Genomic DNA, 16,350 nt, shown 5'->3' with positions numbered 1-16,350 from the left:
GGCGGGAAAAGGCATCTTTTGGCACTGTCTCCGCAGTGGAACAGGGGGAGGACGTTCTGAGCATCATGGCCGCCAGAATTGTTGAAGAATCATTGATATCAGATTGATTGATAATGATTTATTGGTTTTTTGCTCACTTTTGAATCCCATTTCGCATCCTGTCTCATGAGTGGCACAAGTACGCCGTCTATCCAATACTTTGCACATTATTCAGCCGTGGTGCGGTGGAGTGTTGTAAATGAATATGCGTACGCTGCTGTGCGTCAACACCGACGAAGTCTGGTGCCCCCCGCCACAGCTCTCTTCCCTTGGGTGGCATATCTGCCTGGTGTCCTCGCCGCAGGAGGCCTTCAGTCTCTATGCACAGCAGGGCCCCAGAGTGGGTCTGGTGCTGCTGAGCGAGGGCTCCGCCGAGGCGCTGGAGGCCCTGTTTCGCCAGACCTGCGGCACCATGATCTGGGTGGCCCTCGTCCCCCCTCATCTGCTCGCCCAGCCCAGGATGCAGGAGCTGCTGCTGAACTACTGCTTCGACTATCACAGCCTGCCGGCGGGAGATGATCGGCTGCTGGCCGTGCTGGGGCATGCCTTTGGCATCGCCTGCCTGAGGGGCAATGCGCTGCGCCCCTGTGACCATGGCAAGGAGAGCGGGGGGCTGATCGGTAACAGCCCCGCCATGCAGCAGGCCATGGGGCGAGTCGAACGCCTGGCCAAAGTCGACTCCTCGGTGATCCTGCAGGGGGAGAGCGGCACCGGCAAGGAGCTGGTGGCTCGCCAGATCCATCGCCAGTCAGTGCGGGCGGATGGTCCCTTCATCGCCATCAACTGCGGCGCCATCCCGCCCTCCCTCATCCAGTCAGAGCTTTTTGGTCATGAGAAGGGGGCTTTCACCGGCGCCTGGCGGCGCCACATCGGCTGCGTGGAGATGGCCCATCGCGGCGTCCTCTTCCTCGACGAGATAGGGGATCTCCCCCTGTCCATGCAGGTCAACCTGCTGAGATTCCTGCAGGAGCGCACCATAGTGAGGGTCGGCGGGGTTGAGCCCATCGAGGTGGATATCCGGGTCATCGCCGCGACCAATCGATCCCTCGATCAGGAGATGGCACAGGGTCACTTCCGGGCCGATCTCTTCTATCGCCTCTGCGTGCTGGATCTCGCGCTTCCCCCTCTGCGGGAACGCGGGGAGGACATCATGCTGCTTGCCCAGTATTTCCTGACCAAGATGGGGGGCATCTTGAACCCCCAGGTGCAGGGATTCACCGCCTGTGCCACGCGCCAGATGCTGCAATATCACTGGCCGGGAAATGTGCGGGAGCTCAAGAACCGGCTGGAGCGGGCGCTGGTCCTGTGTGACGGGCACCGTATCGACCATCAGCACCTGGGGCTGTCCCTGCCGCAGGCGGAGGGAGGCATACGGCCTCTGAACCTGGTCAGGGCGGAGGCGGAGTGTGAGGCCGTGCGCCGTGCCCTGGTGCTCTGCGGTAACAATGTGACCGAGGCGGCCCGCCACCTCGGGATCTCCAGACTCACCCTCTACCGGGTGCTGGAGCGATCGACCCCCCCGCTGCCCCCGGAGGCTCAGCTCTCCTGAGGGGCTTTCCCCTTCACCCGGCGCTCCGCCGCTGTTAACCCCCAGGCCCCTGGCGTGTATGATACCGCCTCGCCATTGGCCCATCCCATTAGAAGACAGGACTGAATTCATGCCCCTGCAAATTCGCCGTCGTCCCCGGGTGGATGACTCCCACCTTCCCGCCAACCTGCATCCGTTGCTGCGCCAGATCTTCGCGAGCCGCGGGGTGGAGGATCCCGCCTTGCTGGAGCGCAGCGCCAGCCACTTGCTGCCCCCCCAGCGCCTGTTCGGCATGGAGCAGGCGGTGCCCCTGCTGGCGGCGGCCCTGACGATCCAGAAGCGGATCCTCATCGTCGGGGATTTTGACTGTGACGGCGCCACCAGTTCGGCCCTGTGCGTGCTGGCCCTGCGGGCCATGGGGGCGGAACACGTCGATTTCCTGGTGCCCAACCGCTTCGAATTCGGCTACGGCCTCACGCCGGAGATCGTTGAACTGGCGGTGGCTCGCCGGGCCGAGTTTCTCATCACGGTGGACAATGGCATCTCCAGCATCGCCGGCGTCGCCGCCGCCAAGGCGGCCGGCATGCAGGTTCTGGTCACCGATCATCACCTGCCGGGCCACGAGCTGCCAGATGCGGATGCCATAGTGAACCCCAACCAACGGGGTTGCGACTTTCCCTCGAAATCCCTGGCCGGGGTCGGGGTCGCCTTCTACCTGATGGCGGCCCTCAACACCCATCTGCGCCAGGCGGGCTGGTACGAACGTTTGGGGATCCGCCCCCCCAATGTGGCGGATTATCTGGATCTGGTGGCCCTCGGCACGGTCGCCGACGTGGTGGCGCTCGATGGCAATAACCGCATCCTGGTGCATCAGGGGCTGCAGCGGATCCGGGCTGGCCGTTGCCGACCCGGCATCCAGGCGCTGGTGGACGTGTCGGGCCGCGACGGTCGCCGCCTGTGCGCCGCCGATCTCGGCTTCGCCCTCGGCCCGCGCCTCAATGCGGTGGGGCGGCTCGACGACATGTCCCTCGGGGTCACCTGCCTGCTGTGTGACGACCTCAACCTGGCGCGCCAGCTGGCCGCCGAGATGGACAGCCTCAACCAGGAGCGCAAGGAGATAGAGCAGGGGATGCAGCAGGAGGCGTTGGCCACCCTGGAGCAGATCCGCTTCCGCGATGGCGAGGTGCCCAACGGCATAGTGCTGCATCGGGACGAGTGGCATCAGGGGGTGGTGGGGCTGGTGGCCTCCAAGATCAAGGAGAAGTACTACAGACCCGTGATCGCCTTCGCCGAGAGCAGCGATACCGAGCTCAAGGGCTCCGGCCGCTCCATCCCGGGCGTGCATCTGAGGGACGCCCTGGAACTGCTCGACACCCGCCATCCCGGCCTCATGGGCAAGTTTGGCGGTCACGCCATGGCGGCGGGGCTGACCCTGCCCAAGGCCAATGTCGAGGGCTTTGGCCGCGCATTTGAGGCCATCATAGGCGAACTGGTGACCCCCGAGCTGCTGACCGGGGTGCTGCTCACCGATGGCGAGCTGCTGCCCGACGAGCTGAGCCTGGAGCTGGCCGAGCTCATCCGCGCCTCCGGCCCTTGGGGTCAGGCCTTCCCCGAGCCGCTGTTTGACGGCGAGTTCCTGCTGGTGCAGCAGCGGCTGGTGGGGGAAAAGCACTTGAAGATGATGCTGACCACGGATTCCGGCCACGCGGTGGATGCCATCGCCTTCGGGGTCGATCTCAAGCGCTGGCCCGACGCCTCGGTGAAACGGGTGCGTCTGGTCTATCGCCTCGATGTGAACGAGTGGCGCGGCAATCGCAGCGTGCAGCTGCTGGTGGAGCATCTGGAGGCGGCTGGCCTCTAGTCAGACCCCGTACTCTGCTGAGCAAAACGGCCACCCCTGGGTGGCCGTTTTGCTATGGGAGATGGCAAGGCAGGGTTGACCCGTCTATAGCTTCACAGTTTAAGCTCTCCTTCATCGGGTCAAGTGACGACCCACACCAAGAGTGGTTGCCATGAAAATATCCGAATTGGCCCGTCGCTGTGGCCTCGCCCGCTCCACTCTGCTCTATTACGAGAAGCTGGGGGTGATCGAGGGCGTGCGGGCTGCCAACGGCTATCGCCATTATGACGAGGCCGATCTGCAGCGGCTGCAGATGGTGCAGGCGCTGCAGGCCGGCGGCCTCAGCCTTAAGCAGTGTCTCGCCTGCTTGGCTGGCGAGATGGACAAGGCTGAGCTGCGGGTGCGAGTGGAGGAGCTGGACATCGAGCTCAGCCGGATGCAGCGGGCGCGGGATCTGCTGGCGGATCTGGCGGGCATGAGCCATGAGTCCGGCGAGGCATTCAAGGCCTGGCAGTTGCGCCTGCAGCAAGAAGCGCCCCAGGCCTATTTCGACTGGGTGATGAAGCAGGGCTTTGGCGAACGGGACCGCTATCACCTGCAGTGGCTCAGCAAGGACATGAACGAGCACGAGCGCTACATCAGGGATTTCAAGCGTTTGCTGGAGGGAATGAGCCACTGGGGGCCGGGGGACAGGGCCTTCACCCAGCAGCAGTTCGAGGCCCTCGCCATGACCCCCAAGCGCATCCTCGACATCGGCTGCGGGCGCGGCGCCGCCACCCTGGCGTTGGCTCAGGTATGCGACGCCCCCATCCTGGCCATCGATCTCGATGAGAGCGCCTTAGTTGCCGTCGAGCGCTCGGCCAGGGCGGCAGGCTTCGGTCAGGTGAGCACCTTGTGTACAAGCATGGCGGCCCTGCCCATGGAACTTGCGCCGATCGATCTTATCTGGGCGGAGGGGAGCGCCTACGTGATGGGCTTCGCCGAGGCGCTGACCGCCTGGCTGCCCCTGCTGAGCGTTCCCCACGGCAGGTTGGTGGTCAGCGAACTGGTGTGGCTGACCGACGAGCCCCCGGCCGAGGCCAGGGTATTCTGGCAGCAGGGGTATTCCGGCATGCAGACCCTGGATGGCTTGCTTGCGACCATCCGGGCCAGGGGCTATGAGTGCCTCTCCCATACCCTGTTGCCAGAGCGGGCGTGGCACAACTATCTGGAGCCCATGGTGCGCAATCTGGCGCGCCTCGAAGGGGAACTGGGAGAGTCGGCGGCCTTCCGGGACTTAACCCAGGAACTTGCCATGCACCGCCAGTATCTCGGCCATTACGGCTATGTGATGTGCTGCCTGCGGGCAGTCTGACAACAACATTCAACAGGAGACAAGATGACTATCCATATCCGACCCGAAACCCGTGCCGACAGCGACGCCATCGAGGCGCTGACCATAGCCGCCTTCCTGGAGGCGCCCCACACCGATCACAACGAACAGCTGATCATTCGCGACCTGCGCGCGGCCGGCGTCCTCAGGCATTCCCTGGTGGCGGAGCAAGACGGGATCATTGTCGGTCACCTCTGCTTCTCGCCGGTGACCATCAGCGATGGGAGTCAGGGCTGGCTTGGCCTCGGCCCCATCGCCGTGGCGCCCGAGAAGCAGGGTAAGGGCATAGGCGCCGCCCTGATGCGGGCCGGACTAGCAGCCCTGGACGCGGAGGGGGTCGCCGGCTGCGTGGTGCTGGGGGATCCTGGTTTCTACAGCCGCTTCGGCTTCGTGGCCGATGCCCGTCTGCGGTTGCCCGGCGTGCCGGCGGAATACTTCATGGCCAGACGCCACGGGGATGAGCTGGCCAGCGGCGAGGTGAGCTATCACTGCGCCTTCAACCAGGGCTGAGCCTGGGTGGTGGTCAGGGGAGGGCAGGGATGCCCTGCCTGTTTAAGGCCCGTTCACGCGACCCGAGACGCGGCCGAATTTCCCTTCTCAAAGGTGCCAGCCTGGCCCCTTCCTCCTGCAAAACAGGGTCGAATCGTGATATATTCTGCCCTGTCTTATGCACTGCACCCTTGACCGCACTGCTCACCATATTCTGAAGGTACCCGCGCCCTTGCCAAGCCTTGGTCGATTACAGACAGGGTTGATGTCCCTTGGCATCGCCTGCATCCTGTGGCTGGCCGCCATCATGGCGGCAGGGCTGGATGCATCCGTGCGCGCCGCGCGAGCGGAGTCACCGGCGACGATGCAGCTCTATCAGGTTGCGGATGGCCGACTGACCAAGGAAATCGGTCTGCCACCGGGCGGCCAGTGGCGACTCAGTCTGGAGCAGGGCAGGCGACTGGAAAGCAGCTCATCCCCGGAGTTTTATCGGGAGCTGCTCGCCTGGTTCCAGCACGACATCCTGGGGTTGCTGTGCGGGCTCCTGTTCTTCCTGCCGCTCATCTACCTCAGGCAGGTTCCCGATCACTTCGGCTCTCTCCATCGGCGCCTGCTGGGGTGCCACCATCTGCAATTTCGTTTCTGCCACGGTGACTGACGACGGGGTTGCCCCCAAGCGCGCGGCCGGATCCCTGTCTGCCTGATTGGCTCCCCGGAGCCAGACTGCCCATTCCCGGCGTTCGCCACGCGCTTCCTGATCCCGTCCCAAGGCCCTTCGCCCTGGGGCCGGCCCTGTCTGCGCAAATCCGTGAGCCTATCCGATGGAATATTATGTAAGCCTGTTCATTCACTCTGTCTTTGTCGAAAACCTGGCCTTGGCCTTTTTCCTCGGCATGTGTACCTTCTTGGCCGTCTCCAAGAACATCAACACCGCCTTCGGCCTCGGCATGACGGTGTTGGTGGTGATGGTGATCGCCATCCCCCTCAACAACCTGATCTACCGCCATATCCTGCGTCCTGACAGCACCTTCCTCGGGGAGTTTGATCTGAGCTTTCTCGATTTCATCGTCTACATAGGGGTGCTGGCGGCCCTGGTGCAGGTGATGGAGATGGTGCTCGACAAACATTTCCCGGCCCTCTATCACGCGCTGGGCATCTATCTGCCGCTGCTGACGGTGCATTGCGCCATCTTCGGCGGCGTCATGTTTATGGCCCAGCGGGATTACGACTTCATCGAATCCATAGTGTATGGCGCGGGCTCGGGGCTCGGCTGGTTGCTGGCCATCGTCGCCATCGCCGGCCTGCGCCAGAAGATGAAATACTCGGATGTGCCGGAGGGGCTGAGGGGCATCGGCATCACCTTTATCGTGGCGGGGCTGATGTCGCTGGGCTTTATGTCGTTTTCCGGGATCTCGCTCTGAGGGCCCGAGCGAACCGAAACTGGGAGGAGGGTTGATGGCGGGGGCCATCAACCGAGCGTCTTGGCCATGTTGTAGCCCGTGATGTGAAAGTCCAGCTCCTCGTAGAGCGCCCTGGCCTTGGGATTGTCATAGGCGACCCGAAGCTTGATCTGGCTGACGCCAAGGCACTTCAACTCGGCTTCCAGCGCCGCCATGGCGGCCTTGCCATACCCCTGGCCGCGATGAGCCGGGAGTATGTAGAAGTCATAGATAAAGGTGGTGTGGGCGGTGCCGTCGACACAGTGCCAGAGATAGCCGGCTATGCTCGCCGTCGATGTGACCTCGTTTCCCGTATTGCCACTCATAGTGTTGCTGACAGGAATGATGCAGAGCAGGCTCTGGTCCAGCGTGGCGGCCCCTCGGGGCAGGTATTGCTGCAAGGAAACTTCGGCCTGCTGGCGGGCATCGGCCAGGGTCAGCCCGTGATTGCTGGCGAGATCCTGGGCGTAGTCGTCGATGAAGTAGGCGCGGTAGGCGGGAAAATCCGCCTCACCCATGGGGATCAGACGAACGATAGGGGTTGGCATCCTGTGCCTCGCTCAAGGAAAGGGAGCCGCTACCTTAACCCCGGAGTCCGGGTTAGCCAAGGGGCTGGCCGAGTCCGGAATGCTCAATAAAAAGAGCGCCCAAGGGCGCTCTTTTGCTGTCTGTGGCAGGGAGGCTTACTTGACCTCTCTTTCGTGCGAGGTTATTTGACCTCTTCACCCTTGGCTTGCAGATCCGCGTGGTAGGAGGAGCGCACGAAGGGACCGCAGGCGGCGTGGGAGAAGCCGAGATCCATGGCCACGTCTTTGAGCTCGTCGAACTCTGCGGGCGGCACGTAGCGCTTCACCGGTAGGTGGTGACGGCTCGGCTGCAGATACTGGCCCAGGGTCAGCATGTTGACGCCGTGCTCGCGCAAGTCCTTGAGGACCTGCACTATTTCTTCGTTGGTCTCACCCAGACCCATCATGACACCGGACTTGGTCGGCACATGGGGGTGCATCTCCTTGATGCGGCGCAGCAGCTCCAGCGACCACTTGTAGTCGGCCCCCGGACGGGCGACCCGGTACATGCGCGGGGCGGTTTCCAGGTTGTGGTTGAACACGTCCGGCGGGGTCTCGCGGAACACCTCGAGGGCCTGCTCCATCCGGCCGCGGAAGTCCGGGGTCAGGATCTCGATGCGGGTCTGGGGGCTGTGCTCGCGGATCTGCTTGATGCAGTCGGCGAAGTGCTGGGCACCGCCGTCCCGCAGATCGTCGCGGTCCACCGAGGTGATCACCACGTACTTGAGGCCCATCTCCTTGATGGTCAGTGCCAGCTTCTTCGGCTCATCGGGATCCAGCGCCAGCGGGCGGCCGTGGGCCACGTCGCAGAAGGGACAGCGACGGGTGCAAATGGCGCCCATGATCATAAAGGTGGCCGTGCCATGGTTGAAGCACTCCGCCAGGTTCGGGCAGGAGGCCTCTTCACATACCGAGTGCAGCTTGTTCTTGCGCAGGGTGCTCTTGATGTGCTCGATCTTCTGGCTCGACGGCGGCAGCTTGATCCGCATCCAGTCCGGCTTGCGCAGCACTTCCTCGTTGGGATCCGGCATGAATTTCACCGGGATCAGGGCCATCTTGTCGCCATCGCGCAGCTTGACGCCCGGCTCCATACGAACGGGTTTGCTCATGATTCACTCTCGGTGTTTGTTATTGTCTGATTGATGGTCATTCGGGCTGTGCCCTGATGACCGCGGGGCATGAGTCTGTTCATGCCGCCTCTTCGGTATTCGTGATCCCTTGATAGCCGATCAGCCTGGCCAACTCCATTACCAGCACGGATTGTGCCTCGGCCACGCTCTGTGGGCCGCCGATGGCGCTGGTCTGGGTCATGGCCATGCCCGCGTAGCCACAGGGGTTGATGCGCAGGAAGGGGGTCATATCCATGTCGACGTTGAGGGCTAGCCCGTGGAATGAGCAGCCCTTGCGGATGCGCAGGCCCAGGGAGGCCAGCTTGGCCTCCATGCCGAGATCGTCTTTCACGTAGACGCCGGGGGCGTCGGCCTTGGCGTAAGCCGAGATGTCACTCTTCGCCAGGGTATTGATGATGGCGGTCTCGAGGCAGGTCACCAGCTCGCGTACCGAGAGCTTGCTGCGGCGCACATCCACCAGCACGTAGAGCACCAGCTGACCCGGGCCGTGATAGGTCACCTGGCCACCGCGATCGCTCTGCACCACGGGGATGTCACCGGGGGCGAGCAGGTGTTCGGCCTTGCCGGCCTGACCCTGGGTGTAGACGGGATCGTGCTCCACCACCCAGAACTCGTCCGGGGTGTCGGGGGTGCGGCTGTCGGTGAAAGCCTTCATGGCATCCCACACCGGCTGGTAGGGGCGGCGGCCAAGCTGTCTGACGAGCAACTGTGGCTGAGCAGGCGTTTGAAGTGACATCTTTCCTCACTGACGGGCGCTTGCACCCAGAAACCGGGTACTCAAAAATTGCTCGCCCCTGAGGCGGGGCGAGGGAGGCGACTCACAGGACGTAGCGCACCAGCTCGATCTTGCCAAGGGCGGTGTACATGGCTTCGATGTGTTCCTTGCTCTGGGCGGTGACCGTCACTCGAACCGAGTGATAGTTGCCTTTGGAGCTGGGCTGAACGGTCGGGCTGTAGGTGCCGGGGGCGTGCTGCTGCAGCACTTCCACCACCATGTCCGGCAGGGCGGGGTCGGCCACGCCGAGCACCTTGAACGGGAACTTGCAGGGGAACTCCAGCAGTTCATCAAACTTGGTATTCATTTGCTCACCTTTTTCGTCGTCCACAGGGCGACGTCATCTTTAATCTTGCATGGCCCCGCGGGGCCGCCAGTCCCTGTCAATATGGGCACGGCCCACGCCGGGATCAAGGCCCGGGGGATGCGACAAGTCGTGGAGGTGCTGCTTTTTACCACAAATCGGTTGTCGGCGGAACCTGCAGTTTGCAGGGTTATTGACTGGTTGGACAGGCCAGAGGCAGCAGCGGCGCCTGTTGGCGCCGCTGTTTGGTCAATATTGTGCGTGGATCACTTGAACCAGCTGGAAACCAGCATCACCAGGTAATCCCACAGGCGGCTCATCAGGCCACCTTCCTGCACCTCTTCCAGGGCAACCAGGGGAACCTGCTTGATCTCCTTGTCCCCTTGCTTGAGGAAGACGGTACCGACGCGCTGACCCTTGGCCAGCGGTGCCTTCAGCTCGCTCTCGAGCTGGAAGTCGGCCTTGAGGTTGTTGCCCTGACCACGGGTGACCAGCACGGAGACGTCCTGATCCACGCCCAGTTTCACCTCGGACTTGTCACCCATCCAGATCTTCTGGGTCACCAGCTCGGTGCCAGCCTTGTAGGGGGTCAGGCTCTGGAAGAAGCGGAAACCGTAGGTGAGCAGCTTCTTGCTCTCGGCGGCGCGAGTGGCCTCGCTGCCGGCACCCAGCACCACCGCGATGAGGCGCATGCCTTCATTGTTGGTGGCGGAGGAGACCAGGTTGTAGCCGACCTGGCTGACGTGTCCGGTCTTGATGCCATCTACCTGCAGGGACTGATCCCACAGCAGACGGTTGCGGTTGTGCTGGGTGATGCCGTTGAAGACGAAGGACTTCTGGGCGTAGATCTTGTACTCCTCCGGCAGATCGCGGATGAGGGCCTGACCCAGACGCGCCATGTCGTGGGCGGTACTGTAGTGACCCTCGGCATCCAGGCCGTGGGGGTTCATGAAGTGGCTGTCGTTCATGCCGAGCTTGGCGGCCCAGCTGTTCATCAGGCTGGCGAAGGAGTCGGTGCTGCCCGCCAGGTACTCGGCCATGGCGACGCAGGCGTCGTTGCCGGACTGGATGATGATGCCCTTGTTCAGATCATCGACGGAGACCTGCTTGCCCACCTCGATGAACATCTTGGAGGAGTCGGAATAGTTCTTGGACCAGGCGTTCTGGCTGATGGTCACCATGTCGGTGCGCTTGATGTTCCCCTTGGCCAGCTCCTGGCCAATGATGTAGGAGGTCATCATCTTGGTCAGGCTGGCGGGGGGCAGACGCTCTTCGGCGTTCTGCTCAGCCAGCACCTGACCGGAGTAGTAGTCGATCAGGATGTGAGCCTTGGCGGCGATTTCCGGCGCGGCAGGCACGACCATGGGTGCGGCGTTCAGGGTCGGGACCGGTTGGGCGGTCGGCAGGGCTGAATCCGGTGTCGGCACTGGCTGGTTGGCCTGGGCGGTGGCGCTTAACAGGGAGGCCAGAATGACGGAGCGGGCAAATTTGGACATCTTGAAATTCCTGGTGCCTGGATGGGGTGTACCCAATGTTAAAAAAAGCGGGCTTCACTATACCAGATGTGCTGGTCGGTCATAGCCCGACATGCGATCTGGCTGGGATTTTATGGCCCAATGCGCGGTATCACGCCGGGATACGACGTGATACCGCGCGCAGGGGGTTGTGGTGCAGCGTTTCCCCCTCAGGGAACGATGAAGGCCTGCTCCAGCCCACCCTGACGGATCTGTTCCAGCAAGGCGGTCTGCTGATCGGCCGTAACCGGCCCCAGCAGGACCCGGAAGATGGCGCCGTGGGCCACCACCTGATAGGGCACCCCGTAGCGCTGGGTCATCACCTTGCCGAGGGCCTCGGCCCTGGGTTGGGAACCGCTCGCCAGCACCTGGATCATCTTGCCCTGACCGCTGGCGGCCTGAGTCGCCGTGACCGTGGTGGTGGCGGTGGCAACCGGCTTGGCTGTGGCCTTGGGCGGGGTGGCTGGCGCAGGGGCGGGTGCCGGAGCCGCCGGCTTGGGTTCGCCCAGGAAGGTGCCCTCCTCGGCGGTCGCTGCCGGTTGCATGGGCTGCATCGGGATCATGGGGACCATCTCGACCATCTGATCCGGGGTGTCGCTGATGAGCTCGACGCGCACGCGGGCCTCCCCCCCTTCCACCATCTCCAGCTGCTTGGCCGCCGCATGGGAGAGATCGATGAGACGATCGCTGCCGAAGGGGCCGCGATCGTTGATGCGAACTATGGTCTCCAGCCCGTTGTCCAGGTTGGTGACCCGCACATAGCTCGGCAGCGGCAGGTTGCGGTGGGCGGCGCTGAACAGCTTGCTGTCCAGCACGTCGCCATTGGCGGTCTTCTGGCCGTCCAGATCCCGGGAGAGCCAGCTGGCCGTCCCCTCTTCCTGATAGTGCTTGATGTCGCGCCACACCTCGTACTTCTGCTTGCCGATCCAGTAGTCCCGGTTGCCGCTCGCACTCAGGGGCTCGGGGCGCGGGATGGCGCCGGTGGCCTGAGGGATCTCGATGACTTGCGGTTTTTCCTGCTGGACGGGCTCTTCGGGAAGGGGCTGAGGCTCCGGCTGGCTGCTACAGGCGGCCAGCAACAAGGTCAGGCTGAGGGGAAGAAGTCTGTGGCTGTAATGCATAAGCGTCCTGGATTGCTTGACTGAGTTGATGCACCGCCATCCCATAGAGGGGGCTGCGGTTATAGCGGGTGATCACATAAAAATTGTGGCGCGCGACCCAGTACTCGGGTCCGTCTGCCTGCTCCAAGGCCAGCAGCTTGACTGGCGTATCCGGGGCCAGCGGGGCGGCGAGTTCGATGCCGGCTGCGGCCAGCTCGTGCCACTGCTGGTTGAACTCCGGGCCGGGTGTCAGCAGGGTATCCACTGGCGCCAGTCCGATCAAGGCGGGTTCGACCACGGACTCCCCCCAGCGCCACTTGTGCTCGGCGAAGTAGTTGGCCACGCTGCCGATGGCATCCGCCGGATTGGCGAACAGATCCCGCTTGCCATCCCCGTCAAAGTCGACGGCGTAGTGGCGATAGCTGGAGGGCATGAACTGCCCCATCCCCATGGCCCCGGCGTAGGATCCCTTCAAACGGGTGAGCGGCCACTTCTCCTCCCGGGCCAGCAGCACCAGCTGGGCAAATTCCTTGGCAAAGAAGTCGGCGCGCTCGGGGTAGTGAAAGCCCAGGGTGTAGAGGCTGTCGAGCACGGAGTGACGGCCCATCTGGCGGCCATAGAAGGTCTCGATGCCTATGATGGCGACGATGAGGGAAGCAGGCACCTGGTAGCGCAGCTCGGCCCGCGCCAGCACGGCGGCGTGGCGCTGCCAGAAGCTCACCCCGTCCCTGATCCGCTCTGGGGTGACGAACAGCGGCCGGTAGCGGTGCCAGGGCTTGGCCTCCCAGGGGCGGGCCATGGTGTCGAGGATCTCCTGACGCAGCTGCGCCTGAGCGGTGGCCGCCTGCAGCTCGGCGAGGGGCACCTGCTGCTGGCTGGCCAGTTCGGCCAGCCGTTCGGGGGAGACAGTGGCCCCCGCCGTGAGCGAACAGAGCCAGAGTGCCAGCCAGCCTCCTCTCATCAGGCGAGCAGTCGTCTGTGGGTCTGGATGGACATCAGGATGCCGAAGCCCGCCATCAGGGTCACCATGGAGGTGCCGCCATAGCTGACAAGGGGCAGGGGCACCCCCACCACAGGCAGTATGCCGCTCACCATGCCCATGTTGACGAACACATAGACGAAGAAGGTGAGGGTCAGGGCGCCGCCGAGCAGGCGCTCGAAGCTGTTCTGGGCCTGCATGGAGATGAACAGGCAGCGACTGATGATATAGAGGTAGATCACCAGCAGCAGGGCGACCCCCACCAGGCCGAACTCCTCGCTGAATACCGCGAAGATAAAGTCGGTGTGGCGCTCGGGCAAAAACTCCAGCTGGGACTGGGTCCCCTGCAGCCAGCCCTTGCCGAATACGCCCCCTGAGCCGATCGCTATCTTGGACTGGATGATGTGATAGCCGCGGCCGAGCGGGTCTTTCTCGGGATCCAGCAGCATCAGCACCCGTTGACGCTGGTAGTCGTGCATCAGGAAGAACCAGAGCACCGGCATGAAGGCAGCGATGAGCAGGGCTGCCAGCCCGATGAGCCACCAGCTGATCCCCGCCAGGAAGATGACGAAGAAGCCGGAGGCCGCCACCAGGATGGAGGTGCCGAGGTCGGGTTGGGCCGCGATAAGCAAGGTCGGCAACAGCACCATCACCAGGGCGATCAGCACGTGGCTGAACTTGGGGGGCAGGGAGTGGCGGCTGAGCCAGGCGGCCACCATGATGGGCATGGAGAGCTTCATCACCTCGGAGGGCTGGAACTTCATGAAGCCGAGGTCCAGCCAGCGTTGCGCCCCCTTGCCGATATGGCCGAACACGTCCACCGCGATGAGCAGCACCACCACCACGGCGAACAGGGGCACGGACCAGCGTCCGTAGAGGGAGGGCGGCAGCTGGGCCAGTCCTATCATCAGCGCGAACGCCAGGCCACCGCGCACCAGCTGGCGCACGATGGAGTCAAAGTCCTGACCCGAGGCGGAGTAGAGCACCACCATGGAGAGGGTCATCAGGGCCAGCAGGCCGAGCAGCAGCGGCAGGTCGATGTGCAGCTTGTACCAGATGCTCTGCTGGCGGGCGGAATTACTCATTGGGCATTACCTCACTCGGAGTCGAAGGCGCCGTGAGCTGTGCTAATGGGCAACTCACTCCCTTCTGGCATGCAGGATTACTCATTGGCTGTGGCCTCGCCCTGAGCCGGAGCAGGGGTGGATGGCTGGGGCGCCGGTGGCAACTGGGGCTCGGGCGGCAGCAGGTAGGCATCCAGCATGTGGCGGGCGACCGGCGCCCCCATGGCGCTGCCGCCCCCCGCGTTCTCCAGCACCAGGGCGACCACGGCCTTGGGGGCCTCGAAGGGGGCGAAGGCGACGAACAGGGCGTTGTCGCGATGCTCCACCTTGGTGGTGGCCGCGTTGTAGACCTGGTTCTCTTTCAGCCCCACCACCTGGGCGGTACCGGACTTGCCCGCCGCCACATAGGGGGTGTTGGCAAAGGCGCGCCTACCCGTGCCCTCGTGGCCGTTGATGACGCGCCACATGCCGTCCTTGGCCACCTGCCAGTAGGTGTCGCTCTTGGCGGCGATAGCGATGTTCGGGTTGATGGGGGCATTGACCACGCCCTCTGCCGAGGCCGTGCTCTTGAGCAGATGCGGCGTCACGTCGTGGCCGTTCTGGGTCAGTATGCTGATGGCCTTGGCCAGCTGGATTGGGGTCGAGCTCCAGTAGCCCTGGCCGATGCCGATGGAGATGGTGTCCCCCTGATACCAGGGCTGGCGCCAGCGCGCCATCTTCCAGTCACGGGAGGGCATGACCCCCTTGGTCTCCTCGTACAGATCGACGCCGCTATACTGACCGAAGCCGAACTTGGTCATGTAGCTGTTGATCTTGTCGATGCCGACCCGGTAGGCGAGATCGTAGAAGTAGGTATCCGCCGACACCTCGATGGCGCGATAGACGTCGAGCCAGCCGTGGCCCCAGCGGCGCCAGTCCCGGAACTTCTTGGTGGTGCCCGGGATGGAGAAGCTGGGACCGCCGAAGTAGCGGTAGTTGGGGGTGATGGCCCCCTCGTTCAGCCCCATCACCGCCATCATGGGTTTGACGGTGGAGGCGGGGGCGTAGATGCCCTGGGTGGTGCGGTTCACCAGCGGACGGGCGGGATCGTTGAGCAGCGCCGAGTAGTTGGTGCTGGAGATGCCGGTCACGAACAGGTTGGGGTCATAGCTAGGGCTCGACTCCATGGCCAGGATGGCGCCGGTGTTCGGATCCATCATGACGATGGCGCCGCGGCGACCGGCCAGCAGCTCCTGGGCCTTCAACTGCAGACGGATATCGATGTTGAGGTAGATGTCCTTGCCGGGCTCGGGCGGCTGGAACTTGAGGGTACGCACCACCCGGCCGCGGTTGTTGACCTCGACTTCCTGATAGCCCGCGACGCCGTGCAGCTGATCCTCGTAGAACTTCTCCACCCCCTGCTTGCCAATGTCCTTGGTGGCGGCATAGTTGGCGAGCTTGTCCTCCTTCTCGAGGCGCTCCACGTCACGGGTGTTGATCTTCGCCACATAGCCGAGGGCGTGAGTGAGGGTATCCCCGAACGGATAGTAACGCTTGAGGTAGGCCTCGATGCTGGCCCCGGGGTAGTTGTGCTGGTTGACCGAGAAGAGGGCGACCTGGTACTCGGTCAGCTTCTCGAACAGGGGCACCGGCTTGAAGCGGCGCTGGCGCTTGACCTCGGCCAGGAACTTCTCCTTGGTCCCCTCCGGCAGCTTCAGCAGCTCGATGAGGGCGTCCGCTGTCTTCTCCAGATCGTCGGTCTCTTCCGGCACTATTTCCAAACTGTAGACGGGACGGTTCTCCGCCAGCAGCACGCCGTTGGCGTCATAGATGAGGCCCCGTGGCGGCGCCACGGGCACGACCCGGATCCGGTTGTCGTTGGAACGGGTCTGGTAGGTGTCGTAAGACTCTACTTGCAGGTAGTAGAGGTTGCCGAGCAGCACCAGCATGAGCACCACCATGCCGATGTAGGCGACCAGGGTGCGCCGGAAGAACAGCCGTCCTTCGGCGCTGTGGTCGCGCATCTCGATGCGATTCTTCATCTTCAGCATGCCGCTACCTTATGAGCGATGGCACCAGACCGGGGTCTGGTGCCATGAATACGACGGGAGAGGCGGCGCAGGGGAAACATGCTTCACTCTCTGTGATACGGGTGACAGGGAGGGGTGATGCGCCAGCTGTGCATGGTTCATTCCCTGTGATACGGATGTTTGAGGGTGATGCAATGCATGG

At 63.5% G+C, this 16,350-nt stretch carries 15 protein-coding genes; 6 read left to right on the top strand and 9 right to left on the bottom strand.

What is annotated here, in order from left to right; all coding sequences use genetic code 11:
- The first annotated feature begins 238 nt into the window (after positions 1–238).
- The 6 genes from ACT5M9_RS06470 (at position 239) to nqrE (ending at position 6,689) form a co-directional block, all read left to right on the top strand.
- Positions 239–1,588 (top strand): sigma-54 dependent transcriptional regulator, encoded by a 1,350-nt coding sequence (locus tag ACT5M9_RS06470; protein WP_457980890.1) that lies wholly within the window; start codon positions 239–241, stop codon positions 1,586–1,588.
- Between the two features lie 109 nt (positions 1,589–1,697).
- Positions 1,698–3,428, top strand: a complete 1,731-nt coding sequence (gene recJ, locus ACT5M9_RS06465) for a single-stranded-DNA-specific exonuclease RecJ (RefSeq protein WP_457980892.1) — start codon at positions 1,698–1,700, stop codon at positions 3,426–3,428.
- 151 nt (positions 3,429–3,579) lie between these two features.
- Complete coding sequence (locus ACT5M9_RS06460; protein ID WP_457980894.1) at positions 3,580–4,761, top strand: MerR family transcriptional regulator; 1,182 nt, start codon at positions 3,580–3,582, stop codon at positions 4,759–4,761.
- Between the two features lie 24 nt (positions 4,762–4,785).
- Positions 4,786–5,289 (top strand): GNAT family N-acetyltransferase, encoded by a 504-nt coding sequence (locus tag ACT5M9_RS06455; RefSeq protein ID WP_457980896.1) that lies wholly within the window; start codon positions 4,786–4,788, stop codon positions 5,287–5,289.
- A 244-nt stretch (positions 5,290–5,533) separates the two neighbouring features.
- Complete coding sequence (locus ACT5M9_RS06450) at positions 5,534–5,926, top strand: hypothetical protein (RefSeq protein WP_457980898.1); 393 nt, start codon at positions 5,534–5,536, stop codon at positions 5,924–5,926.
- 163 nt (positions 5,927–6,089) lie between these two features.
- Entirely contained in the window at positions 6,090–6,689 is a 600-nt protein-coding gene (gene nqrE / locus ACT5M9_RS06445) for an NADH:ubiquinone reductase (Na(+)-transporting) subunit E (RefSeq protein ID WP_438551963.1), read from the top strand.
- 47 nt (positions 6,690–6,736) lie between these two features.
- Here nqrE and ACT5M9_RS06440 read toward each other — a convergent pair whose 3' ends face one another.
- From ACT5M9_RS06440 to mrdA, 9 genes are all read right to left on the bottom strand, one after another.
- Entirely contained in the window at positions 6,737–7,255 is a 519-nt protein-coding gene (locus ACT5M9_RS06440) for a GNAT family N-acetyltransferase (RefSeq protein WP_457980900.1), read from the bottom strand.
- A 161-nt stretch (positions 7,256–7,416) separates the two neighbouring features.
- Positions 7,417–8,382 (bottom strand): lipoyl synthase, encoded by a 966-nt coding sequence (gene lipA, locus ACT5M9_RS06435; protein ID WP_371165303.1) that lies wholly within the window; start codon positions 8,380–8,382, stop codon positions 7,417–7,419.
- A gap of 79 nt (positions 8,383–8,461) precedes the next feature.
- Entirely contained in the window at positions 8,462–9,139 is a 678-nt protein-coding gene (gene lipB, locus ACT5M9_RS06430; protein WP_438551965.1) for a lipoyl(octanoyl) transferase LipB, read from the bottom strand.
- Positions 9,140–9,221: 82 nt separating this feature from the next.
- On the bottom strand, positions 9,222–9,485 hold the full coding sequence (gene ybeD, locus ACT5M9_RS06425) for a DUF493 family protein YbeD (protein ID WP_010673756.1): 264 nt from the start codon (positions 9,483–9,485) through the stop codon (positions 9,222–9,224).
- 263 nt (positions 9,486–9,748) lie between these two features.
- Positions 9,749–10,978 (bottom strand): serine hydrolase, encoded by a 1,230-nt coding sequence (locus ACT5M9_RS06420; RefSeq protein ID WP_438551966.1) that lies wholly within the window; start codon positions 10,976–10,978, stop codon positions 9,749–9,751.
- 188 nt (positions 10,979–11,166) lie between these two features.
- A complete protein-coding gene (locus ACT5M9_RS06415; RefSeq protein ID WP_457980903.1) occupies positions 11,167–12,117 on the bottom strand; it encodes a septal ring lytic transglycosylase RlpA family protein in 951 nt (316 codons plus the stop codon).
- Positions 12,059–13,057: a lytic murein transglycosylase B gene (mltB, locus tag ACT5M9_RS06410; RefSeq protein ID WP_457980906.1), complete on the bottom strand. Its 999-nt coding sequence runs from the start codon at positions 13,055–13,057 to the stop codon at positions 12,059–12,061. The genes ACT5M9_RS06415 and mltB overlap by 59 nt, the downstream gene beginning before the upstream one ends.
- Positions 13,057–14,160 carry a rod shape-determining protein RodA gene (gene rodA / locus ACT5M9_RS06405; RefSeq protein ID WP_438551969.1) on the bottom strand — a complete coding sequence of 368 codons (1,104 nt, stop codon included), beginning with the start codon at positions 14,158–14,160 and terminating at the stop codon, positions 13,057–13,059. Before rodA ends, mltB begins: the two co-directional genes overlap by 1 nt.
- Positions 14,161–14,237: 77 nt before the next feature.
- A complete protein-coding gene (gene mrdA, locus ACT5M9_RS06400; RefSeq protein ID WP_457981649.1) occupies positions 14,238–16,160 on the bottom strand; it encodes a penicillin-binding protein 2 in 1,923 nt (640 codons plus the stop codon).
- Positions 16,161–16,350: the final 190 nt, after the last annotated feature.

This window comes from Aeromonas sp. AE23HZ002T15 (assembly GCF_054165525.2).
This window is presented reverse-complemented; position numbering and strand designations above follow the sequence as displayed.

Bases quoted from the DNA above. Each gene is read 5' to 3' on its own strand.
- mltB (WP_457980906.1), bottom strand. From the start codon at position 13,057: ATGAGAGGAGGCTGGCTGGCACTCTGGCTCTGTTCGCTCACGGCGGGG.
- rodA (WP_438551969.1), bottom strand. From the start codon at position 14,160: ATGAGTAATTCCGCCCGCCAGCAGAGCATCTGGTACAAGCTGCACATC.
- lipA (WP_371165303.1), bottom strand. From the start codon at position 8,382: ATGAGCAAACCCGTTCGTATGGAGCCGGGCGTCAAGCTGCGCGATGGC.
- mrdA (WP_457981649.1), bottom strand. From the start codon at position 16,160: ATGAAGAATCGCATCGAGATGCGCGACCACAGCGCCGAAGGACGGCTG.
- recJ (WP_457980892.1), top strand. From the start codon at position 1,698: ATGCCCCTGCAAATTCGCCGTCGTCCCCGGGTGGATGACTCCCACCTT.
- ACT5M9_RS06440 (WP_457980900.1), bottom strand. From the start codon at position 7,255: ATGCCAACCCCTATCGTTCGTCTGATCCCCATGGGTGAGGCGGATTTT.
- lipB (WP_438551965.1), bottom strand. From the start codon at position 9,139: ATGTCACTTCAAACGCCTGCTCAGCCACAGTTGCTCGTCAGACAGCTT.
- ACT5M9_RS06420 (WP_438551966.1), bottom strand. From the start codon at position 10,978: ATGTCCAAATTTGCCCGCTCCGTCATTCTGGCCTCCCTGTTAAGCGCC.
- ybeD (WP_010673756.1), bottom strand. From the start codon at position 9,485: ATGAATACCAAGTTTGATGAACTGCTGGAGTTCCCCTGCAAGTTCCCG.
- ACT5M9_RS06450 (WP_457980898.1), top strand. From the start codon at position 5,534: ATGTCCCTTGGCATCGCCTGCATCCTGTGGCTGGCCGCCATCATGGCG.
- nqrE (WP_438551963.1), top strand. From the start codon at position 6,090: ATGGAATATTATGTAAGCCTGTTCATTCACTCTGTCTTTGTCGAAAAC.
- ACT5M9_RS06470 (WP_457980890.1), top strand. From the start codon at position 239: ATGAATATGCGTACGCTGCTGTGCGTCAACACCGACGAAGTCTGGTGC.
- ACT5M9_RS06460 (WP_457980894.1), top strand. From the start codon at position 3,580: ATGAAAATATCCGAATTGGCCCGTCGCTGTGGCCTCGCCCGCTCCACT.
- ACT5M9_RS06415 (WP_457980903.1), bottom strand. From the start codon at position 12,117: ATGCATTACAGCCACAGACTTCTTCCCCTCAGCCTGACCTTGTTGCTG.
- ACT5M9_RS06455 (WP_457980896.1), top strand. From the start codon at position 4,786: ATGACTATCCATATCCGACCCGAAACCCGTGCCGACAGCGACGCCATC.